Source organism: Paraburkholderia sp. RL17-381-BIF-C, from assembly GCF_046026435.1.
Lineage (GTDB): Bacteria > Pseudomonadota > Gammaproteobacteria > Burkholderiales > Burkholderiaceae > Paraburkholderia.
This window is the reverse complement of the sequence record NZ_JARESX010000067.1, coordinates 16,097-39,270: the sequence shown is the minus strand read 5'-3', so window position 1 is coordinate 39,270 and position 23,174 is coordinate 16,097. Positions and strand designations below refer to the sequence as shown.

The 23,174-nt window shown below is 61.4% G+C and carries 20 protein-coding genes; 15 read left to right on the top strand and 5 right to left on the bottom strand.

What is annotated here, in order from left to right; genetic code table 11:
* From P0D70_RS29300 to P0D70_RS29285, 4 genes are all read left to right on the top strand, one after another.
* Positions 1-183 (top strand): hypothetical protein (locus tag P0D70_RS29300; RefSeq protein ID WP_408187017.1); only part of this gene is annotated, 183 nt, incomplete at its 5' end.
* A 259-nt stretch (positions 184-442) separates the two neighbouring features.
* Complete coding sequence (gene imuA, locus P0D70_RS29295) at positions 443-1,282, top strand: translesion DNA synthesis-associated protein ImuA (protein ID WP_408187016.1); 840 nt, start codon at positions 443-445, stop codon at positions 1,280-1,282.
* A complete protein-coding gene (locus P0D70_RS29290; protein ID WP_408187015.1) occupies positions 1,182-3,023 on the top strand; it encodes a Y-family DNA polymerase in 1,842 nt (613 codons plus the stop codon). The genes imuA and P0D70_RS29290 overlap by 101 nt, the downstream gene beginning before the upstream one ends.
* A 5-nt stretch (positions 3,024-3,028) precedes the next feature.
* Positions 3,029-6,658 carry an error-prone DNA polymerase gene (locus P0D70_RS29285; RefSeq protein ID WP_408187014.1) on the top strand — a complete coding sequence of 1,210 codons (3,630 nt, stop codon included), beginning with the start codon at positions 3,029-3,031 and terminating at the stop codon, positions 6,656-6,658.
* Between the two features lie 116 nt (positions 6,659-6,774).
* On the opposite strand, the gene P0D70_RS29280 is transcribed toward P0D70_RS29285, so the two are convergent.
* A complete protein-coding gene (locus P0D70_RS29280) occupies positions 6,775-7,695 on the bottom strand; it encodes a dTDP-4-dehydrorhamnose reductase family protein (RefSeq protein WP_408187013.1) in 921 nt (306 codons plus the stop codon).
* A 13-nt stretch (positions 7,696-7,708) separates the two neighbouring features.
* Complete coding sequence (locus P0D70_RS29275) at positions 7,709-7,948, bottom strand: heavy-metal-associated domain-containing protein (protein WP_091795691.1); 240 nt, start codon at positions 7,946-7,948, stop codon at positions 7,709-7,711.
* Positions 7,949-8,069: 121 nt separating this feature from the next.
* Here P0D70_RS29275 and cueR point away from each other — a divergent pair, with 121 nt between their 5' ends.
* The 4 genes from cueR (at position 8,070) to P0D70_RS29255 (ending at position 10,863) form a co-directional block, all read left to right on the top strand.
* Complete coding sequence (gene cueR, locus P0D70_RS29270; protein WP_408187018.1) at positions 8,070-8,492, top strand: Cu(I)-responsive transcriptional regulator; 423 nt, start codon at positions 8,070-8,072, stop codon at positions 8,490-8,492.
* Between the two features lie 302 nt (positions 8,493-8,794).
* Complete coding sequence (locus tag P0D70_RS29265) at positions 8,795-8,941, top strand: DUF3563 family protein (RefSeq protein ID WP_091795685.1); 147 nt, start codon at positions 8,795-8,797, stop codon at positions 8,939-8,941.
* Between the two features lie 227 nt (positions 8,942-9,168).
* Positions 9,169-9,546 carry a hypothetical protein gene (locus P0D70_RS29260; RefSeq protein WP_408187012.1) on the top strand — a complete coding sequence of 126 codons (378 nt, stop codon included), beginning with the start codon at positions 9,169-9,171 and terminating at the stop codon, positions 9,544-9,546.
* 276 nt (positions 9,547-9,822) lie between these two features.
* Positions 9,823-10,863, top strand: a complete 1,041-nt coding sequence (locus tag P0D70_RS29255) for an ABC transporter substrate-binding protein (RefSeq protein ID WP_408187011.1) — start codon at positions 9,823-9,825, stop codon at positions 10,861-10,863.
* A 113-nt stretch (positions 10,864-10,976) separates the two neighbouring features.
* Here the strand turns inward: P0D70_RS29255 and P0D70_RS29250 are convergent, their stop codons facing one another.
* Together P0D70_RS29250 and P0D70_RS29245 are read right to left on the bottom strand one after the other, a co-directional pair.
* Positions 10,977-11,822, bottom strand: a complete 846-nt coding sequence (locus tag P0D70_RS29250; RefSeq protein ID WP_408187010.1) for a 23S rRNA (adenine(2030)-N(6))-methyltransferase RlmJ — start codon at positions 11,820-11,822, stop codon at positions 10,977-10,979.
* A 218-nt stretch (positions 11,823-12,040) separates the two neighbouring features.
* Positions 12,041-13,012 carry a potassium channel beta subunit family protein gene (locus P0D70_RS29245; protein ID WP_408187009.1) on the bottom strand — a complete coding sequence of 324 codons (972 nt, stop codon included), beginning with the start codon at positions 13,010-13,012 and terminating at the stop codon, positions 12,041-12,043.
* A 223-nt stretch (positions 13,013-13,235) separates the two neighbouring features.
* Here P0D70_RS29245 and P0D70_RS29240 point away from each other — a divergent pair, with 223 nt between their 5' ends.
* Entirely contained in the window at positions 13,236-14,033 is a 798-nt protein-coding gene (locus P0D70_RS29240; RefSeq protein WP_408187008.1) for a 3-hydroxybutyrate dehydrogenase, read from the top strand.
* Positions 14,034-14,043: 10 nt separating this feature from the next.
* Positions 14,044-15,282: a DUF3734 domain-containing protein gene (locus tag P0D70_RS29235; RefSeq protein WP_408187007.1), complete on the top strand. Its 1,239-nt coding sequence runs from the start codon at positions 14,044-14,046 to the stop codon at positions 15,280-15,282.
* A gap of 200 nt (positions 15,283-15,482) precedes the next feature.
* Here P0D70_RS29235 and P0D70_RS29230 read toward each other — a convergent pair whose 3' ends face one another.
* Positions 15,483-16,682, bottom strand: coding sequence for an amino acid aminotransferase (locus tag P0D70_RS29230; RefSeq protein ID WP_091795668.1), 1,200 nt, complete (start codon positions 16,680-16,682; stop codon positions 15,483-15,485).
* A 457-nt stretch (positions 16,683-17,139) separates the two neighbouring features.
* On the opposite strand from P0D70_RS29230, the gene uvrB reads away from it, so the two are divergent.
* From uvrB to P0D70_RS29205, 5 genes are all read left to right on the top strand, one after another.
* Positions 17,140-19,233 carry an excinuclease ABC subunit UvrB gene (gene uvrB / locus P0D70_RS29225; protein WP_091795664.1) on the top strand — a complete coding sequence of 698 codons (2,094 nt, stop codon included), beginning with the start codon at positions 17,140-17,142 and terminating at the stop codon, positions 19,231-19,233.
* A gap of 334 nt (positions 19,234-19,567) precedes the next feature.
* Positions 19,568-20,116: an iron transporter gene (locus tag P0D70_RS29220; RefSeq protein WP_091795661.1), complete on the top strand. Its 549-nt coding sequence runs from the start codon at positions 19,568-19,570 to the stop codon at positions 20,114-20,116.
* A 132-nt stretch (positions 20,117-20,248) separates the two neighbouring features.
* A complete protein-coding gene (locus P0D70_RS29215) occupies positions 20,249-20,581 on the top strand; it encodes a cupredoxin domain-containing protein (protein ID WP_091795658.1) in 333 nt (110 codons plus the stop codon).
* A 77-nt stretch (positions 20,582-20,658) separates the two neighbouring features.
* A complete protein-coding gene (locus P0D70_RS29210; protein ID WP_408187006.1) occupies positions 20,659-21,504 on the top strand; it encodes an FTR1 family iron permease in 846 nt (281 codons plus the stop codon).
* Positions 21,501-22,907 carry a 4Fe-4S binding protein gene (locus P0D70_RS29205; RefSeq protein ID WP_408187005.1) on the top strand — a complete coding sequence of 469 codons (1,407 nt, stop codon included), beginning with the start codon at positions 21,501-21,503 and terminating at the stop codon, positions 22,905-22,907. Before P0D70_RS29210 ends, P0D70_RS29205 begins: the two co-directional genes overlap by 4 nt.
* The last annotated feature ends 267 nt before the right edge of the window (positions 22,908-23,174 follow it).

Genomic DNA, 23,174 nt, shown 5'->3' with positions numbered 1-23,174 from the left:
GCCTCCACGCCTGCGCGGCTCACCCGCACCGCAGCCGCCCCCGGCACAGCCAGCGGCGCTCTCAACGTCACCGCTGCTTCACTGTGGCACGACATCCCCGCCGCTGCTCGCACCGACAGGCACCGTGCCATCGCTCATCTGCGCTTTGTCGACTTCTGCAAGCAACGCCTCAGTTTCGTGTGATCGTTTCGGTACCCATACTCGATTCTCATCCTTTCAAATCGCTCAAGCTAAAGCAAAAATAGCTCTTGTAAGAAAATATAAAGCTGCCACAAAAAACAGTTTCGTCCCCTCCCTCAAGCTTCTCCTACGCGCATCGCGTAGTCTCCCGCTGTCTTAACATTCATCTCAAAATACTGTATAAATATACAGTGAAAGATCGTCGACTCATGCTTGCCCGGTGCCGGGCAGGGCGGAGCATTCCCTATTCAAGAGCGTGTCTATGGCAGCAGCGATTCAGCTGGCGACGACCGCGCTGTCGTCTCAATTGCGGCGTCAGGTGTGGCAGGGCAATGAGCTTGCCGAGGCAGACTCGCGCGTGATCTCCAGCGGTTATGCCGCGTTGGATCGATTGTTGCCGGGACAAGGCTGGTCGGCCGGTGGGTTGACGGAATTGTTGATCGAACATGGTGGCGTGGGTGAAGTACGTCTGCTATCTCATGCGCTTTGTCATCTGACGAAGCAAGCCGAGCGGCATGTCATGCTTGTGGCGCCTCCGTATCAACCATGCGCCGCCGCATTGAGGGCTTGGGGCGTCGATGTCGAGCGAGTCTTATGGGTGCGCTCGAGTGAAGACCAGGCCCTGTGGGCCGCCGCTCAGGCCTTGAAGCAAGATGGCATCGGCGCGGTCCTGGTTTGGTTGCCGAATGCGCGCGCCGACAAGGTCCGGCGCCTGCAAGTGGCGGCTCAGGAGTCGGCGTCGCTGGCATTTTTGATCCGGCCTGTCGAGGCAGCCAGGCAATCTTCCCCAGCACCATTGCGAATGATTTGCGAGCCGCTCTTGCCGGCCAATGCGCAGACGATCAACCGTCGTCAATGGCTACAGGAGATCGGTTTGTCGATCGACATCTTCAAGCGCCGGGGGCCGCCGCCAGCTGAACCTCTTCGACTCGTTTTGCCTTTACAAAGCGGTTTGTTGCCGGAAAACGGAGTCGGCAGCCATCAAGGACTCAAGATCAAACATGCTGTGGATCGCAGTCACATTGCCACTCTTGTCACTGGAAGCGGTGAAGCCTCTTATGCCGCTCCCGGATGGTTCGCTCGCGAAGCCGAATCGACGTGAGTCGCGCGACGAGGCAGACCAACCTCACAATGTCGAAGAAATCCGTGAGGGGCGTTGTTACGCATTAGCCGATCATGCGCACATTCTGATGCCGGATTTCGACGCCCTGCGCGCCGGTGTGCAGGCGGGTCAATCGCGTTCCTATGCGTTGGCGTTGACGCCGGAGCTTGAACTGCTTGCCGCCGATCCCGCCCGCGAAACTCAGTCGTTCGAATCAATCGCGCTTGCATTGCTCACGTACACACCGAAAGTGTCTCTCGCCGACGCGCATACCCTGTTACTCGAAGTCGGTTCGGGGTTGAGATTGTTCGGCGGCTTGCACGCGTTGTTGTCGCGGGTGTCTGCCACGGTGGCGGAGTTCGGCTATACGGCGCGTATTGCCTGTGCGCCGACCGCCTGGGGGGCGTGGCTGTTGGCGCAGGCGCGCTGCGTTCAGCAGGGGCGTCGCTGGCATGTGGTGAAGGAGACTTCACTCGCGCGTGTGCTGGATGGTTTATCCGTATCGCTGCTGCCGGTCACGCCGGCGCATCGCGATGCGTTTTCGCATGTCGGCTGCGCGACGCTGGCCGATTTGCGTCAGTTGCCACGCTCGGGTGTCGTGCGACGTTTCGGCAGCGGAGTTCTGGATCTGCTGGCGCAGGCGTATGGCACGCGTCCGGATCCACGTGAGTCGTTTCGTGCGCCGGCGTCGTTCCACGCGCAACTGGAATTACCCTCGCGGGTCGATAACGCGGATGCCTTGCTGTTCGCCGCGCGTCGGCTGATTGTGCAATTGGCCGGCTGGCTGAGCGCGCATCATGCAGCGCTCAGCGGTTATACGTTGCTGCTCGAGCATGAATTGGCATCCCGTCATGCGCCGAAGACATCGAGCCTGAAGGTTGCCTGGGCCATACCGTCGCGCGATGCCGAGCACCTGATCTGGTTGCTGCGGGAAAAGTTGAATCAGACGGTGCTGGCGGCACCGGTTATCGAGTTGAAGCTGGTGGCGGATCAGATCAGTGAATATGCCGGGCAGTCGGACACGTTGTTTCCCATGCCCGAATCGGACGGCGATTCGATTGCGCGTCTGCTTGAACGCTTGAGCGCGCGGTTGGGGCCGGAGAATGTGCTGCAGATGTCGGTGCGGGACGATCATCGTCCCGAGCGGGCAATGCGCGTCGAAGCCTACCAGGCGCAAGCGTTTTCACTCAAGAAGCGCTCGCCGGCTAAGTCCCGGTCGAAAGTCAAAGCGGACAAAACCTGGCTGACCGATGAGTTGCGGCACGCTGCGGCGGAAAAAAGGCATGAAGACGGCGAGACGGTCACGCAGGCCACGCAAGCAACCCAGGCAACCCAGGCAACCCAGGCAACCCAGGCAACCCAGGCAACCCAGGCAACCCAGACAACCCAGGCAACCCGACTCCTATCCAGAACAAATAGCGCAAAAAACACCAGCACATCCACACCGCAACCCGGCAACGCGCAGGCATCCCTCGACTTACCCGACAGCGCGTTGCCTTCTCAACCTCGCCCGGTCTGGATGCTCGATAAGCCGTTGCGCCTGATGATGCGCGACCAGCGGCCGATCTATCGTCGGCCGCTGAAAATGCTCACGCGTACCGAACGGATCGAAGCAGGGTGGTGGGACGGCAACACTGTCGAGCGCGATTACTACGTCGCGGCCGATGACCGCGGTCATATGTTCTGGGTCTACCGCGAACGTCTTAGCGGCGAGTGGTATCTGCAAGGTTTGTTCGGCTGAACATCATGCCCCTATCGCCGCCATCGTTCCTTGCGCAGCAGGCACTCGCCACCCATTTGCCGGCGTATGCGGAGTTGCATTGCCTGACTAATTTCTCTTTCCTGCGTGGCGCTTCGCATCCTCATGAACTCGTCGAGCAGGCGATGTCGCGCGGCTATAGCGCGCTCGCGATCACCGATGAATGTTCGCTGGCAGGCGTCGTTCGAGCTCATACGGCGTTGAGGGAGCTCAAGGACGAGCGGGACCGGCAGCAGAAAGAGCGCGAGGACAAGGCAAAGGCAAAGGCGGCGCAATCGAAAGCGCCTTCGGAAGGCGCGTCGGAAACCGGAGCAGCAGAACGTGAAACCGAGGAACCCGCGGAAACCGAGGAACCCGCGGAAACCGAGGAACCCGAGGAACCCGAGGAACCCGAGGCATTAAAACCCCTCCCTCATCTGATCATCGGCAGCGAACTCAATCTGACCGACGATACCGGCGAACCCTTCTGCACCCTGGTTGCGCTAGCAACCAATCGCAACGGTTACGGCAATCTTTCCGAGTTGATCACACTGGCTCGATCGCGCGCGGACAAAGGCAGTTATCGGCTCGGTCCGTCCGACTTTACCGATGCGTTGCCCCATCTCGCACATCTGAAGACACTGCCCGATTGCGTCCTGATGCTCGTGCCGCAACGTACGGCGACGCTCTCGCATACGCTGCGTTGCGCGCATTGGCTTGCATCGTTCGCTGCACAACGGGCGTGGATCGCACTGGAACTCTGGCAGACAGGTAGCGACGATCTTCAGATCGACGCCTTGCGCATGATTTCAAAAGCGAGTGGGTTGCCGTTGGTCGCGGCAGGTGGCGTTCTGATGCATGCGCGATCGCGCAAGCCTTTGCAGGACACGATGACCGCCATCGGCCTCGTCACGCCGCTATCGGCGTGCGGTCACGCGCTCGAAGCGAATGCGGAGCGGCATATGCGTACGCGTGTACGGCTCGGCAAACTGTATCCGCGCGATACGCTGGAAGAAACGCTGCGTATCGCTGCGCTATGCCGCTTCTCGCTCGATGAACTCAAGTATGAGTATCCCGAGGAACTGGTGCCCGCCGGCGAGTCGCCATCGAGTTATCTGCGCAAGCTGGTCATGGCCGGCGCGATGGAGCGCTGGCCCAAAGGCATGGACCTGAAGCGAATCGGTCAGATCGAAAAAGAGTTGGCACTGATTGCCGATCTGAAATACGAAAAGTATTTTCTGACGGTGCACGATATCGTGAGTTTCGCGCGCTCCAGAAACATTCTCTGTCAGGGGCGAGGTTCGGCGGCGAATTCGATCGTCTGTTACTGCCTGCATGTGACGGAAATCGATCCGGTGCACATGAACATGCTGATCGAGCGATTCATCTCCCGCGCGCGCAACGAACCGCCTGATATCGACGTCGACTTCGAGCATCAGCGGCGCGAAGAGGTGATCCAATATATCTACACGAAGTACGGCCGCCATCGGGCGGCGCTCACTGCATCGCTGATTACGTATCACGCGCGTAGCGCGCTAAAGGATGTGGGCAAGGCGCTGGGTCTCGAGGCGTCGTTGATCGAGCGGATCAGCAAGTCGCAACAATGGTGGGACGGCACGGATGCGGTCGCCAGATATCTGGCCGAAGCGGGCTTCGACGCCAACTCGCACATCACGCAGAATCTGATTCGCTTGACCAAAGAGTTGCGCGCTTTTCCGCGTCATCTGTCGCAACACGTCGGCGGGTTTGTGATCGCGAAAGACAAGCTGTCGCGGCTCGTGCCGATCGAAAACGCCACGATGAAAGACCGCAGCGTGATCGAATGGGACAAGGACGATATCGACGCGCTCAAGTTGCTGAAAGTCGACGTGCTGGCGCTCGGCATGTTGTCGGCGATCCGGCGCGCGCTGGAGTTCGTCGCATTGAGGCGCGGTTTTCCGAAGTTCAGGGTGCAGGATATTGCGCGCGAGGATCGGGCCGTCTACGAAATGTGCGGCCATGCCGATACGATCGGCGTATTCCAGATCGAATCGCGTGCGCAGCAAAGCATGCTGCCGCGCCTGAAGCCCAACAAGTACTACGATCTCGTGATCGAAGTGGCGATCGTGCGGCCGGGGCCGATTCAGGGCGGCATGGTGCATCCCTATCTGCGCCGCAAGCAGGGGCTCGAACCGGTCGACTACGCGAAGGACGAACTGCGTCCCGTGCTCGAACGTACGCTCGGGGTGCCGATTTTCCAGGAACAGGTGATGCATCTGGCGATGGTTGCGGCCGAATATACCGGTGAGCAGGCCGATCAGTTGCGGCGTGCCATGGCCGCATGGCGACGCAGTGGCAATCTTGCGAAGTATCAGAAGGATTTGAACGAGCGGATGCTCAAGCGTGGCTATGAGCCGGCGTTTATCGAGCGTATCTGCAAACAGATCGAAGGCTTCGGCGAGTATGGTTTTCCAGAGAGCCATGCGGCGAGTTTCGCGTTGCTCGTCTATCTCAGCGCGTGGTTGAAGCGCTATGAACCGGCGGCTTTTCTGGCGGGTTTGCTGAACAGTCAACCGCTGGGGTTTTACTCGCCATCGCAACTGGTTCAGGACGCGAAGCGGCACGGCGTCAAGGTATTGCCGCCCGACGTGACTTTGAGCGATTGGGAGTCGACATTCGAGAGGCGCGATCATGAAGGGCAGCGGATCTCCGCGGAAGAGACCTGTTTGCATCGTCAGCAGACCGTACTATCTGCGCAGCAATTGCGCGATCTTTCGCTGCGGCATCTGACGGTCAGCAGAACGATCGGGCGCGCGGCACGGAGATTGACGGCTCGCGTGTTTCAGCCGTCCGGCACCTATGGCGCTCGCGGTCCCGCCGTGCGCATCGGCATGCATCTGATCAAAGGTCTGGCGCAAGGGGCCGCGCAACGCATCATGGAGGCTCGCAACGAGGCGCAGTTTACCGATGTCGACGATCTGGCGCGCCGCGCGGCCTTGGCGCGGCGCGATCTCGAAGCGCTTGCCGCGGCGAACGCGCTGGTCAGTATCGCGGGACATCGACGCGAAGCGTGGTGGGCTGTGACGGCGCAGCATACGGTGCCCAAATTGCTGCGCGACGCGCCGATCGCCGAAGCGCCGTTGGCATTGCCGCAGGCAGCCGAAAGCCGCGAAATCGTCGATGATTATGCGAGCCTCGGCCTCACGCTCAATCGTCATCCGCTCGCACTATTGCGCGCGCGTCTTGCGCGGCAGCGTTTTCGCACGGCCGCCGAACTCGCCGTCTGTCAGCACGGCACGCTCGCGAGAGCGTGCGGCATCGTCACCGTGCGACAACGGCCAGGCACGGCAAATGGCACGGTGTTCGTTTCCATCGAAGACGAGACCGGTTCGATCAATGTGATCGTCTGGCCGTCGTTGGTGGAGAAGCAGCGCAAGGTTTTGCTGGGCGCATCGTTGCTGGCGGTGTACGGCGTTTTGCAACGCGACGACGGTGTGGCTACCGGTGGCGACCATGCCGGCCATGACGTTCGCGAAAATCAGGCAGGCAAGGCGAAACAGAAAAACCGGGGCGAGGTGATCCATCTCGTCGCCCATCGCCTTGAGGACCACAGCGAATGGCTCGGTGAACTGGCGACGGCAAGCCGTGATTTTCACTGAGGCAGGCTTGCTGCGGGCAAGTGCGCCTTAACGCCGGGTCGTCTAGCCAGCCGCGTTGCACACATCAGAATACGGGCGATCTGGCGTGGCCAGTCTCACCCGCAGGATAAGACATTCTACGCGCGCGCGTCACCGTGCCATGGAAACGCGCTTAACACTTGCCGGATCGCCGTATCGAACGGCGTGCGGCGGCCAATCCCGAGTGCCTCGAGCCGGGTCGAAGCCAGATGGCAGTTATGCGGGCGCGGCGTCGCATCGATCGGCGTGCGTTGCGGTGTCAGGTGCGCGTCGAGTTGCAGCGCTTCGGCAAGGCGAACCGCGATCTCGTACTTGTTCATCGGTTCGTCGCCCGACCATTGCACGATGCCGCGAATTGCGTCACCACGTGCATGCAGTTCGAGCATCTGCCGGATCACGAACGCGACATCCGGCGTGAAGGTGGGATAACGGATCGCCCAGGCATCCATGACCGCAGGTTGGGCAGCCGGCGCAGCCGATGCTGCGATCGCCGGCACGAGGCTCGTCACGGCCGACTCCGCCCAACCGACGATCGGTCCGTACAGCAGCGGCAAGCGCAGTACGCAGCCGAGATCGGTCGATTCAGCCAGCGCGCGCTCACCTTCGAGCTTGCTGCGCCCGTAGGCATTGAGCGGCGCCGGCGCGCAATCGTGCTCGTAGGGCGGGTGCGTGCCGTCGAACACGTAATCGGTGGAGATCGACAGTGTCCATGCGCCGCGCCGGTTTGCCGCCGCGGCGAGGGTGCGCACTGCATCGACGTTCAGCGCGCGGGCCGGCGCCGGATCATGCTCGCACACGTCCGGCCGGCGCTCCGCCGCGGCAACCACCAGCGCGTCCGGCGCTTCGCGCTCGACGAACTGCTCGACTGCCCGCGCGTCGCGAATGTCCAGCGCGACTGTGCCCGGCGCCGGCCGACTAAACGATGTGGCCACCACTTGCCAGCCGGCCCGCTGGGTCAGTTCGTCTGCGAGCGCGCGGCCTAGCAGCCCGGAGGCGCCGATGACAGCAACTTTGAACATGCCGTGAACTCGCTTAACGGACTGCGCCGGACGCGTTCGTCGTTGCGCGGCTTGTCACGTTCGTCACCGTGTAGCCGGCTTCGTCGATGGCGGCCTTCAGCGTCTCGGCCGGTTGCGCCGATTCGACCGTCACGCGCCCGGCGCTCAGGTCCACCTGGACTTGCGCGGCTTCATCGTGTTCGCGGATTGCGTTCGTGACCGCCGCGACGCAATGCTGGCAGCTCATACCTTCAACCTGGAATTCGATCGTCATTGGGATTGCCTCGGAAAATGGATAGTGCGCCAGTTGAATTATGCCTGCCGATCCGCAATTGGGTGATGACCTTCCCATTATGGGAAGGTGTAGGATCGACTCTCACACTGGGGAAACGGCCATGAATATCGGCGAAGCGGCCCGCGCGTCGGGCGTCACGGCGAAAATGATTCGCTACTACGAAAGCGTCGGCCTGCTGGCGGCGAAGGCGCGCACGAGTGCCGGCTATCGCGTATACGGGCCGCAGGAGGTTCATTCGCTGCGTTTCATTCGTCAGGCGCGACGGCTCGGCTTTCTGGTCGAAGATATTCGACGGCTGCTGGCGCTGTGGCACGATCGCTCCCGCGCCAGCGTCGAAGTGAAGAAAATTGCGCTAGAACACGTTGCCGACCTGGATCGCCGGATTGCCGAACTGACCGACATGCGCGACACGTTGGCGCACCTGGCCGACCATTGCCACGGCGATGATCGCCCCGATTGTCCAATTATCGAGCGGCTCGCCGATTCCGACCTGGTTGCGGGGCAGGGTTGTCATCCGATTTGATGTCTTGCGACGTCCGGTGCTACCCGAAGGCTGCGTTAGGTGGCGCCCGAGTGGGTTAAGCACCAATATTGTGCTTAAAAATAAGGGGCGAGATCAGACATGACAAAAAAGTCGAGTTGAATTCAGCAAAATCAATAAGTTGCACGCACCATGCTCGTGCACCATTCCAAAACGGAATGCACGTCATGCGGGCATTTCACTAGCATGGTTGCACCATAGGTCTATAATCCGGGTTAACCCTTTTACGGGAAATCCCTGATGCCCAATCCACCGGGGATTCAATCTGATCCTTGGAGAACATCATGTTTGCATACGTACTTGAAAAGCTGAGCACCTGGTTTGAAACTGCTGAACGCACCCGTCGTGAAGAGTACCTGGCGTCGTCTTCGGATATCGTCCAACTCGAACAGCGCATCCGTTCGCTCGAAACCGGCGGCTACTCGCTGTAAGTTTCAAATGCATCAAGTGTGACCCGGTAGCGCTATTGCGCGGCCATGGCAGTAAAGTGTTGAGCCCCGTCTATGCGGGGCTTTGTCACATCTGGGCGTTGAAAATTCAGGTGGGGCGGCGCCCGGAAGCTACTCGTGGCGAATATCGACTAGCTTCGTGGCTACTGTCGCGGTAAGGTAAAGCGTTTCCTGCGCAATCCGGCTTCTCAAACTCAACCGGCCCGCTCATGCCATCTGCCCGCCCGCACCAATTCCTCCTGGTCTTGACCATTGCAGCCTCGATGGCAATGGTTTTTGCCGCGTCGAGCGCTTCTGCTGCGTCGGCCGGCACGCGTAAGCCGACGATTCTCGACTCGCAAAATGGTATCAGCGACGGTCAGAGCGGAACCGTGCTCCAGACCGCGCCGCTTTCACGGCAGCCAATCGTCGAAGCGCAGCCCATCGCGACACCGACCGAATTGGCGCCGAACTCGTCGATCCCGATCGTGGTTGCGCCTTATATCCCGCTGCCCGTAGGCGGGGCCACGTCGCGGCCAACTCAGCCACAGCCACAGCCACAGCCACAGCCACAGCCACAGCCTCATCCAGCGCCTCGTTCGCAATAAGCGCTCGTGCGCGATTGTTGCCGGCGGTTCTTCTTCACCTCCACTAATGCCTCGGTGAGCGGCTATTGCGCGGGCCACCGGGAGGACGCTCGCGGCAACATCTGTGTCTTCGAGCCAGTGACGAGCCCTCGTGGCCCGCGCCATTGGGGTTTGGGCGCATGGCGCGGGCGAAACCGTCCGACGACAATCATCGCGCGGTCTTTCGCCGGCGACTCTGGCCATGCATCGATCGCGCGGTTGCCGAATCGAACGAAAAACAGAATAAGGAGACATTGAATGCCGACTTACTGGATGCGACAGGCCGCCAGTGCCTGCGTCACGCTGCTTGCGCTGGCCACGCTGCCTGCCGCCGCGCTCGCCAAAGAGACACCGGAAAAGCCTGCGCTGACGATGGCCGTCGGTGGTCTGCCGGGTCTCTACTATCTGCCGGTACTCGCCGCGCAACAGCTGGGCTACTTCAAGGACGAAGGCCTCGATGTCACGCTCGAAGACTTCGCGGGTGGATCGAAAGCGCTGGAAGCGGTGGTGGGCGGTAGTGCCGACGTAGGCGCGGGCGCATTCGAGCACACGCTGTTCATGCAGGAGAAAGGGCAGCACTACCGGGCCTTCGCATTGATGGGGCGCGCGCCGCAGATCGTTGTCGCGGTGTTGAAGTCGAAGGCGGATCAACTCAAGACGATGGCTGACTTCAAAGGCGCGAAAGTCGGGGTGAGTGCGCCGGGTTCGTCGACGGATCTCGTGCTCACCGTGGCTTTGCGCAAAGCGGGCGTGCAGCGCAACGAGATTTCGGCGATCGGTGTGGGCAGCGGCGCCTCGGTGCTCGCGGCAGTGAGCGGCGGGCAGATCGACGCGCTTTCCAACGTCGATCCGATGATGACCAAACTGGCTCGCACCGGCGCGATCAAAATACTGGTGGATACGCGCACGGTGAAGGGCACGCAAGAGGTGTTCGGCGGGACGATGCCGGCGGCGACGCTTTATGCGTCGGACAGTTTCATCCAGAAGTATCCGAAGACTACCCAGGCGCTCGCCAATGCAATCGTGCGCGCGGATCATTGGCTGCAGACCGCGAGCGATGCGGATCTGCTGAAAATGGTGCCGCCGGCCTATCTGCTCAACGACCCGGCGCTTTATGTGGAGGCTTTCCACAACGTGCGCGACGCCTACTCCCCGGACGGACTGATGCCCGCGGACGGCCCGGCGACCTCGTTACGCGCGCTGTCCTCGTTCGATACCCGGCTCGACCCGAAAAAGATCGACCTGAACGCGACCTATACCAACGACTTCGCCCACAAGGCCGCGGCGCAGCTCAAGTAGGCGGGAATGACGGAGCGGGCAGCCGGCTGCGCGCGATACTTGCGCGTGACCGGCGACAGGGCCCACGTGGCTTGGCGAGCTACTCGCGCTTGCAGCGCGCGCCGAGCAACTACTCAGTCGCCGCGATACTCGACCTTGAACTGTGCGGCCTTGTCTTGGCCGAGCACCTTGACGAGCCAGGGCATCTGGTCTTTCAGTGTTTTCGCCAGCGTGTACGGCGGGTTCAGGATGAACATGCCGCTGCCGAAAAGTCCAAAACCGTCTTCCGGCGGGTTGCTGACCGTTAAGCTCACGTGGAGCCAGTTACGCTCCTGCAGTTTCTTCAACTGATCGGGGAAACGCTGCGATTCAGGGCGCCTCACTTGCGGATACCAGATGGCATACGTGCCGGTCGGGAAACGCTTCAGGCTTTCTTCCACGCTGCGCAACGTGCGCGTGTAGTCGCGCTTGTCCTCATACGAAGGATCGAGCAAGACCAGCGCGCGCCGTGGCGCCGGCGGCAGCAAGGCGAGAATGCCGTCGAAGCCGTCGCCCGCATACAGCATGGCGCGGCGGCCTGCGTCGCGGAAATTGTGGCGCAGCACGTCGATCTCGGTGGTGTGCAGTTCGAACAGACGCATGCGGTCCTGTTCACGCATCTGCCGCCACGCGATATACGGCGAGCCGGGATAAAAGCGCAACTGGCCGTCCGGATTGAGCGCGCTCACTTCGTCGACGTAGTCGGCGAAGATGGGCGGCAGATCGTTGCGTTCCCACAGTTTGGCGATGCCGGTCTGGAATTCGCCGGTTTTGGTCGCGTAACCTTCCTTCAGCGAATAGACACCGGCGCCCGCGTGCGTGTCGATATACCAGTAGGATTTGTCCTTCTGACCGAGGTAGCGCAGGAGTTGCAATACGACGGCGTGTTTCAGAACGTCGGCGTGATTGCCTGCATGAAAGGCGTGGCGGTAGCTGAGCATGATGAGGAGACGCTGAAAGAGGGCGTGCCGCTCCAAGGCGGATTCGGCGCTGCAGATGCAATGCGGCTGCACAGCGGGCATATGGCGCCGGTGTGCAGCGCGGTCGCGTATTGTACGCGAGGCCGCGTTGCGCACTGGCGCTTTGCATTGAGTGCCGCGTAACACGTTACTGGCTGCGATCCACCGGATCCATGTTACGCGTTCAGTGGCCGGCCCTGTCAGTCGTGCGCGTCGCCGATAATTGCCTCGATCCGCTCCTTGATCTCAGGCGTGATCCGCTCGGCCACTTCGGCGGACTTCATGTTTTCGCCGATCTGTTCGACCCGCGACGCCCCCGTGATTACCGTGCTGACATGGGGATTCTTCAGAATCCAGCCTATCGCGAGCTGGCCGACCGTGCAGCCTAACTCGTTAGCCACTTCGCCGAGCTTGCCGACCACGTCGTTCTTGCCCGCGTCGGTGACCTGTTTGCGCAACCAGTCATAGCCTTGCAATTGCGCGCGGCTGTCGGCCGGCACGCCGTCGCGGTATTTGCCGGTCAGCAGACCGGACGCAAGCGGGCTCCAGGTGGTCAGGCCAAGGCCGATATCCTCATAGAGCCGCTTGTATTCCTGCTCGACGCGGTTGCGGTGGAACAGGTTGTACTGCGGCTGCTCCATGACCGGCTTGTGCAGATGGTGCCGTTCCGCAATGTCATAAGCGGCGCGGATTTCATCGGCGCTCCATTCGGACGTGCCCCAGTACAGCGCCTTGCCGCGAGTGATCATGTCGCTCATGGCCCAGACGGTTTCCTCCACCGGCGTGTTCGGGTCCGGACGATGACAGAACACCAGATCGACATAGTCGAGTTGCAGACGTTTGAGCGACGAATCGATTGCGTTCAGAAGATATTTGCGGTTCAGCGTGTGGTACTGGTTCGGCGCTTCCGCGAGTCCCCAGAAAAATTTTGTCGACACCACATAGCTCACGCGCGGCCACGCCAATTCTTTGAGCGCCTGCCCCATGATTTCTTCGGATTGGCCGCCGGCGTACACCTCGGCGTTGTCGAAGAAGTTGACTCCCGCGTCGCGTGCGGCCGCCAGCGATTCACGTGCAGCGTGGCTGTCGACCTGATTGCCGTAGGTGACCCACGAGCCGATGGACAGTTCGCTGACTTGCAGGCCGGAGCGGCCCAGACGTCGATAATTCATGCATTCCTCCTTGTTAGTGATGCCACCGGAATCCCGCTGAAAACGTCCAGTTTAAAGAGATAAGCTGCAATATGCTTTTTACCGATGGAGTTCACACGGTTCATGCACAATAGCAGCGTTGGCCGCAGTGCAGCATTCGGCCGAACGGCCTATACCGTTCGGCCGACTTCACGCCGCCCGCGGCCCGTGGTCTCATTGCTCATTAACTGCATGGAGGTTCTGGATGTCTTCACTGAACACAAATCTGAATGGCAAAGTCGCGGTGGTGACCGGCGCGGCAAGCGGCATCGGCAAGCAGATTGCGCTGACCTTATCCGCAGCGGGCGCGGCCGTCGCGATCGCCGACCTGAACCAGGACGGGGCGAATGCCGTCGCTGAAGAAATCAAAAAGGGCGGTGGCAAGGCAATCGGCGTAGCGATGGACGTCACGAATGAAGACGCCGTCAACCAGGGTATCGACAAGGTCGCCGCGGAACTCGGCGCGGTCGATATTCTCATTTCCAACGCCGGCATTCAGATCGTCAATCCGATCGAAAACTATTCGTTTTCAGACTGGAAGAAGATGCAGGCGATCCACGTGGACGGCGCCTTCCTGACCACCAAGGCAGCGCTCAAGCATATGTACAAGGACGATCGCGGCGGCATCGTGATCTACATGGGTTCGGTCCACTCGCATGAAGCGTCGCCTCTCAAGTCGGCTTATGTGACGGCAAAGCACGCATTGCTGGGTCTCTCGCGTGTGCTCGCGAAGGAAGGCGCAAAGCACAACGTGCGCTCGCATGTGGTGTGTCCCGGTTTCGTCCGTACGCCGCTCGTCGACAAGCAGATTCCGGAGCAGGCCAAGGAACTGGGCATCAGCGAAGAAGAGGTGGTGAAGCGTGTCATGCTGGGCGGTACGGTCGACGGCATCTTCACCACCGTGGAAGACGTCGCGCAGACCGTGTTGTTCCTGTCGACCTTCCCGACGGCGGCGCTGACCGGGCAGTCCTTTATTGTGAGTCACGGCTGGTATATGCAATAAGGAGGCACCCATGGCGCAACGCAATCTCAAGCGGGCGCGCGTCGCCGCGCCCGGCGACGGGGAAGGCGAGGGTGCCGGTCCGGCGCCCGCTGAGCACCTGGGCGGGCACGTCCATCTGCCTGACTACGAAACCGTTGCGCTGATGCTGCAAGGCGGCGGTGCGTTGGGTGCCTACCAGGCCGGTGTCTTCCAGGGGCTTCACGAAGCCGGCATCGAGCCGAACTGGCTGGCCGGCATTTCGATCGGCGCGTTGAACACCGCCATCATTGCGGGCAATCCGCCGGAGAAGCGCGTCGAGCGGTTGTTGAAATTCTGGGAGACGATCTGCCAGCCGGCTTTCGGCCCGCCGTTGCCGGCATTTATCGAGCACGCGCTTTTCAACTCCAGCGAAGCCGTGCGCAAAGCGTTCACGGCAACGCAGGCAATGGGTGCCATCGTCGAGGGGCAGAAGGGCTTTTTCGTGCCCCGCTTCCCGCCGCCGTTGCCCACGGTGTCCGGGCCGCCGCAACAGGCCAGTTACTACGACACCACGCCGCTAAAAGCCACGCTCGAAGCGCTTTGCGATTTCGACCGGATCAATTCGCGCGAAATGCGCGTTTCGGTGGGGGCGGTCAATTGCGGTTCGGGGAATTTCGCGTACTTCGACAACACGCACACCACACTGAGGCCCGAGCACTTCATGGCCTCCGGTGCGCTGCCGCCAGGGTTCGCGGCGGTCGAGATCGACGGCCAGTTTTACTGGGACGGCGGTTTGATGTCGAACACGCCGCTCTACGAGGTGATCCAGTCCACACCGCGCCGTGACACGCTCGCGTTTCAGGTCGATCTCTGGAGTGCGATCGGACCTGTGCCGGACAACATCACCGATGTCCAGGGGCGTATGAAAGACATCCAGTATTCGAGCCGCACACGTCTCGTGACCGACATGCTGCAACGGTCGCAGCGTTTCCGGCACGTGTTGCGCGAGGTGCTGGAACGCGTGCCGTCGGACCAGCGTGACGATCCGTGGTGCAAACTCGCGGAAGATCTGTCGTGTTCGAAGCGCTACAACGTGATTCACCTCATCTACCGCGAGAAGGAATACGAAGGGCACTACAAGGACTTTCAGTTCGGCCTGTCGACGATGCGTGAACATTGGCAAAGCGGTCTGGAGGACATTCGTCGTTCGCTCGCGCAACCGGATTGGCTCGACATGCCGAATAACGATGCAGGCTTTGTCACGCACGATATCCATCGGGATTCGCGCTGAAGAGCGGCGGGTCCGGGCGGCGCGCGCAATAGAGGTGGATCTCTGTCGTCGCGGCAAGTCATGCTGCATCGCAAACGTCTCGGCTCACGTCGCAAGTAACAGGCAATCAGGCACAAAAAAACGGCGCCCCGAAAGGGCGCCGTTTCCACAAGCAAGTTCAAGCAGAGCGCGTGCAATGAATGCCCGCGCGTCTCGATGCTTTACTTCAACACTTGAGCGATCGCGCTGGCCACCGCGTCGAGGTTGCGCGTATTCAGCGCAGCCACGCAGATGCGACCCGTGCTCACGGCATAGATGCCGAACTCTTCACGCAGACGGTCCACTTGCGGCGCCGTCAGACCCGAGTACGAGAACATGCCGCGTTGCGCGTTCACGAAGCTGAAGTCACGGTCCACGCCGCTAGCCTTCAGGCGTTCGACCAGACCGTTGCGCATCGCGCGGATACGGTCGCGCATTTCGGCCAGTTCCGTTTCCCACGTGGCGCGCAGTTCCGGCGAAGCGAGCACGGCCGCGACCACCGAGCCGCCGTGCGTCGGCGGGTTCGAGTAGTTCGTGCGGATCACGCGCTTTAGTTGCGACAGCACGCGAGCGGCTTCTTCCTTGCTTGCCGTGATGATCGACAGGGCGCCGACGCGCTCGCCATACAGCGAGAACGACTTCGAGAACGACGACGAGACGAACACGTTCAGTTCCGACGCGGCGAACAGACGCACGGCTGCAGCGTCCGCTTCGATGTTGTCGCCGAAACCCTGGTAGGCGATGTCGAGGAACGGCACCAGATCGCGCGCCTTGACGACTTCGACAACCTGCTTCCATTGCTCGACGCTCAGGTCCACGCCGGTCGGGTTATGGCAGCACGCGTGCAGCACGACGACGGTGCCCGCGGCGTAGCTGTTCAGCGCGCTCAACATGGCGTCGAAATTCACGCCGTGGGTGTGCGCGTCGTAGTACGGGTACGAGACGACTTCGAAGCCTGCGCCTTCGAACAGCGCGCGGTGGTTTTCCCAGCTCGGGTCGCTGATCGCGACCTTGGCGTTCGGGTTCAGACGCTTCAGGAAGTCCGCGCCGATCTTCAGCGCGCCCGTGCCGCCCAATGCTTGCGCCGTCACGACACGGCCCGCTGCGATCAGCGGCGAGTCGTTGCCGAGCAGCAGTTTCTGCACGGCGGCATCGTAAGCGGCGATACCTTCGATCGGCAGATACCCGCGCGGCAGCGCGGCGTCGACGCGGGCCTTTTCCGCGTCGCGCACCGCGCGCAACAGCGGAATCTTGCCTTCTTCGTTGAAGTACACGCCGACGCCAAGGTTGACCTTGGTCGTGCGCGTATCGGCGTTGAAGGCTTCGTTCAGGCCCAGAATCGGGTCGCGGGGAGCAAGTTCGACGGCGGAGAACAGAGACATGATGGATGGGCAGCAGTAGTGAAAAGAGGACGGCTTCGATCGCGGACGGCCGGGCCAGCAGTGGTGTCCGGCGCAGGGCACAAACGGACTGCGGACAACGGCGAGCGAGTGCAGCTTCGCATTGTAACGAATTCGCGATCATTTTTTGGCCGACACGGCCGGACGGATGGAATTTTTTGCTTGAAAAACAGGCACTCCGGCGCCAATTGAAAAGAGCGGCGAGGTCCGCAACGCCGTCTGGAGAGACCGGAAAACCGGCCCGCAACCGAGCGGCGACGGGGCGTCACGGCCACCTGGCCGCGATGAGCGAATGCCCTGCGACCGCCCCAAAGGGCCACAACATCGCGCCCGACCAGACTCGCGCGAACCCTTGAAAAGCCTACGCAGACCCGCTCGATCCTCGATTCCCGCAACCCGTTAGAATAGTTCTTTGCCCCAAGGCCAGGCGCCGCCCCACATGTCCGAACAACATCTGACTGAAGCCGAAGATACGCTCGACGAATCCAAATTCGTCAGGTTCGAAGGCTCGCCGTTTCAGCTGTACCAGCCGTATCCGCCCGCCGGCGACCAGCCCACGGCGATCGACACGCTCGTCGAAGGCGTCGAAGACGGACTCGCATTCCAGACGCTGCTCGGCGTAACCGGCTCCGGCAAAACCTTCACCATGGCGAACACGATCGCGCGGCTCGGCCGCCCGGCCATCGTGTTCGCGCCGAACAAGACGCTTGCCGCGCAGCTGTATTCGGAGTTCCGCGAGTTTTTCCCGCGCAATGCGGTCGAGTACTTCGTCTCGTACTACGACTACTATCAGCCGGAAGCGTACGTGCCGCAGCGCGACCTGTTCATCGAGAAGGACTCGTCGATCAACGAGCACATCGAGCAGATGCGGCTATCGGCCACCAAGAGCCTGATGGAGCGGCGCGACGTGGTGATCGTGGCGACGGTGTCGGCGATTTACGGTATCGGCAATCCGTCCGAATACCACAAGATGATTCTGACGCTGCGCACCGGCGACAAGCTCGGCCAGCGCGACATCATCGCGCGGCTGATCGCCATGCAGTACAACCGCAACGAGGCCGACTTCCAGCGCGGCTCGTTTCGCGTGCGCGGCGACACGATCGATATTTTCCCGGCCGAGCATGCCGAAATGGCGGTGCGCATCGAGTTGTTCGACGACGAAATCGAAACGCTGCAACTGTTCGATCCGCTCACCGGCCGCGTGCGTCAGAAGATTCCGCGCTTTACGGTGTATCCATCGTCGCACTATGTGACACCGCGCGATACCGTGGTGCGCGCGGTGGAAACGATCAAGAACGAACTGCGTGAGCGGCTCGAATTCTTCTACAGCGGCGGCAAGCTGGTTGAAGCGCAGCGGCTCGAGCAGCGCACGCGCTTCGACCTGGAAATGCTGCAGGAACTGGGCTTCTGCAAGGGCATCGAGAACTACTCGCGGCATTTCTCGGGCGCGGCGCCGGGCGAACCGCCGCCCACGCTGGTCGATTACCTGCCGCCAGACGCGATCATGATGCTGGACGAATCGCATGTGCTGATCGGGCAGTTGAACGGCATGTACAACGGCGACCGGGCACGTAAAGAGAATCTGGTCGACTACGGTTTCCGCCTGCCGTCGGCGCTCGATAACCGGCCGCTCAAATTCAACGAGTTCGAACGCAAGATGCGCCAGGTGGTGTTCGTCTCGGCCACGCCGGCGGACTACGAGCAGAAAACGGCCGGGCAGGTGGCGGAGCAGCTGGTGCGCCCCACGGGTCTCGTCGATCCGGAAATCGAAGTGCGGCCGGCGCGCAGCCAGGTCGACGACGTACTAGGCGAGATCAACGAGCGCGTCAAGGTGGGCGACCGCGTGCTGGTAACGGTGCTGACCAAGCGCATGGCCGAGCAGTTGACCGAGTTTCTGGCCGACCATGGCGTCAAGGTGCGTTATCTGCATAGCGACATCGATACGGTGGAGCGGGTTGAAATCATCCGCGATCTGCGGCTTGGCACCTTCGACGTGCTGGTCGGGATCAACCTGCTGCGCGAAGGGCTGGATATCCCGGAAGTGTCGCTCGTCGCCATTCTCGACGCGGACAAGGAAGGCTTCCTGCGTGCCGAGCGCTCGCTGATCCAGACCATCGGCCGGGCGGCGCGTAATGTGAACGGCAAGGCGATTCTCTACGCCGACAGGATCACCGACTCGATGCGCCGAGCCATCGACGAAACCGAGCGGCGGCGCAACAAGCAGATTGCCTTCAACCTCGAAAACGGCATTACGCCGCGCGGCGTGGTCAAGCGCATTCGCGACATTATCGACGGTGTGTACAACGTCGACGACGCCCGCGCCGAACTGAAGGAACAGCAGACGCGCGCGAAATTCGAGGACATGTCCGAGAAGCAGCTTGCCAAGGAGCTCAAGCGCCTCGAAAAGCAGATGATGGAGCACGCCAAGAACCTCGAGTTCGAAAAGGCCGCGCAAACGCGCGACCAGCTCGCCTTGCTGCGCCAGCGCGTGTTCGGCGCGAACGTCGGCGATCACGTGTCCGGCGTCGAATAATGCGTCCTTCCGCCGCAGGGCGCGGCGCCGCATCGCGCCCTGTCGACCGCTGCCCGGCACTCGCCCGGCAGCGCGCCATGTCATCACCGCGCACTTCCTTAAAAGCACCTTAAGACCCTGCTGGCATAGGGCTTTGCGTGCGTTCTGAATTGTTCTCCCTCGCGATCGATGATAAACTCAACCAATATTGAGAATAGTTCGCATTAACGTTCGTATAGCGCTTAGGCTCCGATCGGCCGTGGATATCAAGGCCTGGGGCTGCTGCATCAAAGCCTGCGCAACGCACTGTTCCAATGGGTTCGATTCGAGTCTGATAAAAAAACAAGGAGTTTCAATGCGGATTTCTTCATTTGTGCGTGGTGGCGCAGCAGCGGTGGCCGCGGTCGCGGCGTTGTCGGCAACGGCAGCGGAGTACCCGATCGGCAAGCAGCAGATTCAGGGCGGCATGGAAATCGGCGCGGTCTATCTGCAGCCGATCACGATGGAACCCGAAGGCATGATGCGCAAAGCCTCGGACTCGGACATCCACCTCGAGGCCGACATTCACGCGGTCAAGAACAATCCGACCGGTTTCGCCGAAGGCGACTGGATGCCGTATCTGCAAGTGCGTTATGAGCTGACGAAAGCCGGTTCGAACCAGACGCAAAAGGGCGACATGATGGCGATGGTCGCCAACGACGGCCCGCACTACGGCGATAACGTCAAGCTGCAAGGCCCAGGCAAGTATCACCTGAAGATGATCGTCGAAGCGCCGATGCAAACGGGCCATATGGCTTTCGGCCGTCACGTCGACAAGGAAACCGGTGTAGGCCCGTGGTTCAAGCCGATCACGCTCGAATACGACTTCACCTTCGCCGGTATCGGCAAGAAGGGCGGCTACTGATCGCCGCGCATCGTCATGTGTGGCCGCGCTTTGCCGCGTGGCCGCGCGTGGGTGAATGGGATGAATGAATCCATGCAGCAGGCGGCGTGTCGTTGATGAACCCGCACTGCGCCACGTTTTCCGGAAAGGCTGATGAGAATTAACCGAAAGATCGCAACCTTCGCCACCACGCTTTTGCTGGCGGGCGCAGCGCACGCAGCCGACCTGCCGACCTTCAAGCTGGAAATGAACGACGGCAAGTTGAATCCGGCACGCATCGAAGTGCCGGCGGGGCAGCGTATCAAGATCGAAGTGCGCAACACGGGCAAGGGCGCGGCTGAATTCGAAAGCGTTCAGTTGCGTAAGGAAAAGGTTTTGGCGCCCGGTGCGGATTCGTTCGTGGTGATCGCGCCGCTGGAACCGGGCGAGTACAAGTTTTTCGACGATTTTCATCAGCAGGCGCAGGGTGTCATCGTCGCGAAGTAATGGCCTCAGCTGCGAGCGCGGGCCGTCGGCGGTTCGTGTGTTCGCCAAGGCAGTAGAAGGGTAGAGGGAGAGCTTGGATGGGTCAGATTCTGTTCGTCGTATGGCGGGAAAGTGTCGAGGCGCTGCTGGTCGTCGGCATTCTGTACGCGTGGCTGAAAAATGGCGATGACGATGCGCGCCGCGGCTTGCCGTACCTGTGGGGTGGCGTCGCAGCCGGATTGATCGCGGCGGTGGCGCTCGGCGCGGCGCTGGTCGGTTTCACCGAGGTGCTTTCCGGTGACGCGCAGGATTATTTCCAGACGGCGATGGTGCTGATCGCCTGCGTGCTGATCGTGCAAATGGTGCTGTGGATGAAGCAGCATGGCCGCTCGCTCAAGCGAGACATGGAGCAGTCGCTGCAAAAGAGCCAGCGCGATTCGAACTGGTGGGGCGTCGCGTTGCTGGTGGCGTTGGCGATCGCGCGTGAAGGCAGCGAAACGGTGATCTTCCTGTACGGTCTCGGTTTCGGCCAGTCCGGTCACGTGGACGGCAGCCAGATGCTCGCGGTCGTAATCGGCCTCGCGCTCGCGTTCCTGACCTTCTACGTGCTGCAACTGGGCGGCAAGTTCTTCTCGTGGCGGCTGTTTTTCCGCGTCACTGAAATCATGCTGTTGTTCCTCGGCGCGGGCCTGTTCCAGACCGGCGTGGACAAGCTGATCGACAAGGAAATCCTGCCGACGCTCGTCGATCAGATGTGGAACTCGTCGGCGATTCTCGACGACTCGAGCACCTTCGGTTCGCTGGTCGCCACGCTCACCGGCTATCGCGCGCATCCGGCAATGATGAATCTGCTGGCGTACGCGGTGTACTGGGCGGTGGTGTATCTGCTGTTGCGCCGTGCAAACCGCAAGCCGGTACAACAAGCCGCCGGGCGCGCGGCATGAGCACCGTGATGACCCGCCCGGGCCGCCTTGCGGCGGCCGGGCAGTGGATGCAGCGCCACGGCGCCGCGATTCGCGGCATTCAGTGGGTCGTGGTGGCGGTCTACGCGTTTCTGATTCTGGTGCCGGCGGTCATGCCGCTGCCGGACGACACGGCGCACTTGTGGAATAACCTCACGCTGGCGGCGCAGTTCGTCTTCTGGGGAATCTGGTGGCCGTTCGTGCTGCTTTCGATGGTCATGCTCGGCCGTGTCTGGTGCGGCGTGCTGTGCCCCGAAGGCGCGCTCGCCGAATTCGCCAGCAAATACGGGCGAGGCTGGGCGATTCCGCACTGGATGCGCTGGGGCGGCTGGCCGTTCGTCGCATTCGGCATCACCACCATCTACGGTCAGATGGTGAGCGTCTACCAGTATCCGAAGGCCGTGCTGCTGGTGCTGGGCGGTTCGACCTTCGCGGCGATGATCATCGGCTTGCTCTACGGGCGCGAAAAACGTGTCTGGTGCAAGTATCTGTGCCCCGTCAACGGGGTCTTTTCGCTTCTGGCGCGGCTCGCGCCGTTTCACTACAAAGTCGATGAAGACGCCTGGCGCCGTTCCTACAAGAACGGCGAGCATGGGCATCGCGTGATTCCGATCAATTGCGCGCCGCTCGTGCCGTTGCGCAATATGAAGGGCGCGTCGGCCTGCCATATGTGCGGCCGTTGCAGCGGGCACCGCGACGCGATTGCGTTGACGTGGCGCGCGCCGTCCTCGGAAGTGGTTCAGTTGGGCGACAAGCAGGCGAACCCGTGGGACACCGCGTTGATCCTGTACGGTCTGCTCGGCATTGCGATCGGCGCGTTCCACTGGACCGCGTCGCGCTGGTTCGTCGATCTGAAGATGTTCTTCGCGACCTGGCTGGTCGATCACGACATTACGTGGCCGCTCGACACCAATGCGCCGTGGTTCCTGTTCACGCATTACCCCGAGCAGAACGATGTGTTTTCGTGGCTCGACGGCACGATGGTGATCGGCTACATCCTCGCCACGGCGTTGGTGTACGGCACCGCGCTGCTGATGCTGCTGATGGGCGCGACGCGCATGCTGGGGCGCTTCAATGCCGTGCGTTTGCATCATCTGACGCAAGGGCTGATTCCGATTGCCGGCGCGGGCGTGTTCCTCGGCCTGTCCGCTACCACGCTGTCGCTGTTGCGCGCGGAGCATGTGTCGTTGTGGTGGGCGTCGGACATGCGTATCGCGATTCTGGCGATCGCCAATCTGTGGAGCGCATGGCTCGCCTGGCTCGTTACGCGCCGCTACAGCGAACGCTTCGTTCAGCGCGGCCTCGCGATGATGTGGTTCGTCGCGGCACTGGCCGTGGTCGACAGCGCATGGTGGTTGATGTTCTGGGGCTGGGCTTCGAAGTGACGCCGAGGTAACGCCGAAGCAAGGCCGAAATAACTCAATACCCGGCGCCGCGACTGGATGCATCTGATGCACCGTTAAGCGCCGCGCCAAACAGAAAAGCCGTGGAGATGACATCATCCCACGGCTTTTTTCATTGTCTGCATGATCGGCACACGCCGTTGCGTGTGGCCGCATCGAGTGAGGACCAAAAAAGCGGCCTGGCTGGCTGCGACGGCTGGCTTGGTGTCTGCACGAAGGGGTCTAATTCTCACGTGCAAGCCGTCGTGG

Coding starts and splice junctions, on each gene's coding strand:
- imuA (WP_408187016.1), top strand. CDS start 443: ATGGCAGCAGCGATTCAGCTGGCGACGACCGCGCTGTCGTCTCAATTG.
- P0D70_RS29290 (WP_408187015.1), top strand. CDS start 1,182: ATGCTGTGGATCGCAGTCACATTGCCACTCTTGTCACTGGAAGCGGTG.
- P0D70_RS29285 (WP_408187014.1), top strand. CDS start 3,029: ATGCCCCTATCGCCGCCATCGTTCCTTGCGCAGCAGGCACTCGCCACC.
- P0D70_RS29280 (WP_408187013.1), bottom strand. CDS start 7,695: ATGTTCAAAGTTGCTGTCATCGGCGCCTCCGGGCTGCTAGGCCGCGCG.
- P0D70_RS29275 (WP_091795691.1), bottom strand. CDS start 7,948: ATGACGATCGAATTCCAGGTTGAAGGTATGAGCTGCCAGCATTGCGTC.
- cueR (WP_408187018.1), top strand. CDS start 8,070: ATGAATATCGGCGAAGCGGCCCGCGCGTCGGGCGTCACGGCGAAAATG.
- P0D70_RS29265 (WP_091795685.1), top strand. CDS start 8,795: ATGTTTGCATACGTACTTGAAAAGCTGAGCACCTGGTTTGAAACTGCT.
- P0D70_RS29260 (WP_408187012.1), top strand. CDS start 9,169: ATGCCATCTGCCCGCCCGCACCAATTCCTCCTGGTCTTGACCATTGCA.
- P0D70_RS29255 (WP_408187011.1), top strand. CDS start 9,823: ATGCCGACTTACTGGATGCGACAGGCCGCCAGTGCCTGCGTCACGCTG.
- P0D70_RS29250 (WP_408187010.1), bottom strand. CDS start 11,822: ATGCTCAGCTACCGCCACGCCTTTCATGCAGGCAATCACGCCGACGTT.
- P0D70_RS29245 (WP_408187009.1), bottom strand. CDS start 13,012: ATGAATTATCGACGTCTGGGCCGCTCCGGCCTGCAAGTCAGCGAACTG.
- P0D70_RS29240 (WP_408187008.1), top strand. CDS start 13,236: ATGTCTTCACTGAACACAAATCTGAATGGCAAAGTCGCGGTGGTGACC.
- P0D70_RS29235 (WP_408187007.1), top strand. CDS start 14,044: ATGGCGCAACGCAATCTCAAGCGGGCGCGCGTCGCCGCGCCCGGCGAC.
- P0D70_RS29230 (WP_091795668.1), bottom strand. CDS start 16,682: ATGTCTCTGTTCTCCGCCGTCGAACTTGCTCCCCGCGACCCGATTCTG.
- uvrB (WP_091795664.1), top strand. CDS start 17,140: ATGTCCGAACAACATCTGACTGAAGCCGAAGATACGCTCGACGAATCC.
- P0D70_RS29220 (WP_091795661.1), top strand. CDS start 19,568: ATGCGGATTTCTTCATTTGTGCGTGGTGGCGCAGCAGCGGTGGCCGCG.
- P0D70_RS29215 (WP_091795658.1), top strand. CDS start 20,249: ATGAGAATTAACCGAAAGATCGCAACCTTCGCCACCACGCTTTTGCTG.
- P0D70_RS29210 (WP_408187006.1), top strand. CDS start 20,659: ATGGGTCAGATTCTGTTCGTCGTATGGCGGGAAAGTGTCGAGGCGCTG.
- P0D70_RS29205 (WP_408187005.1), top strand. CDS start 21,501: ATGAGCACCGTGATGACCCGCCCGGGCCGCCTTGCGGCGGCCGGGCAG.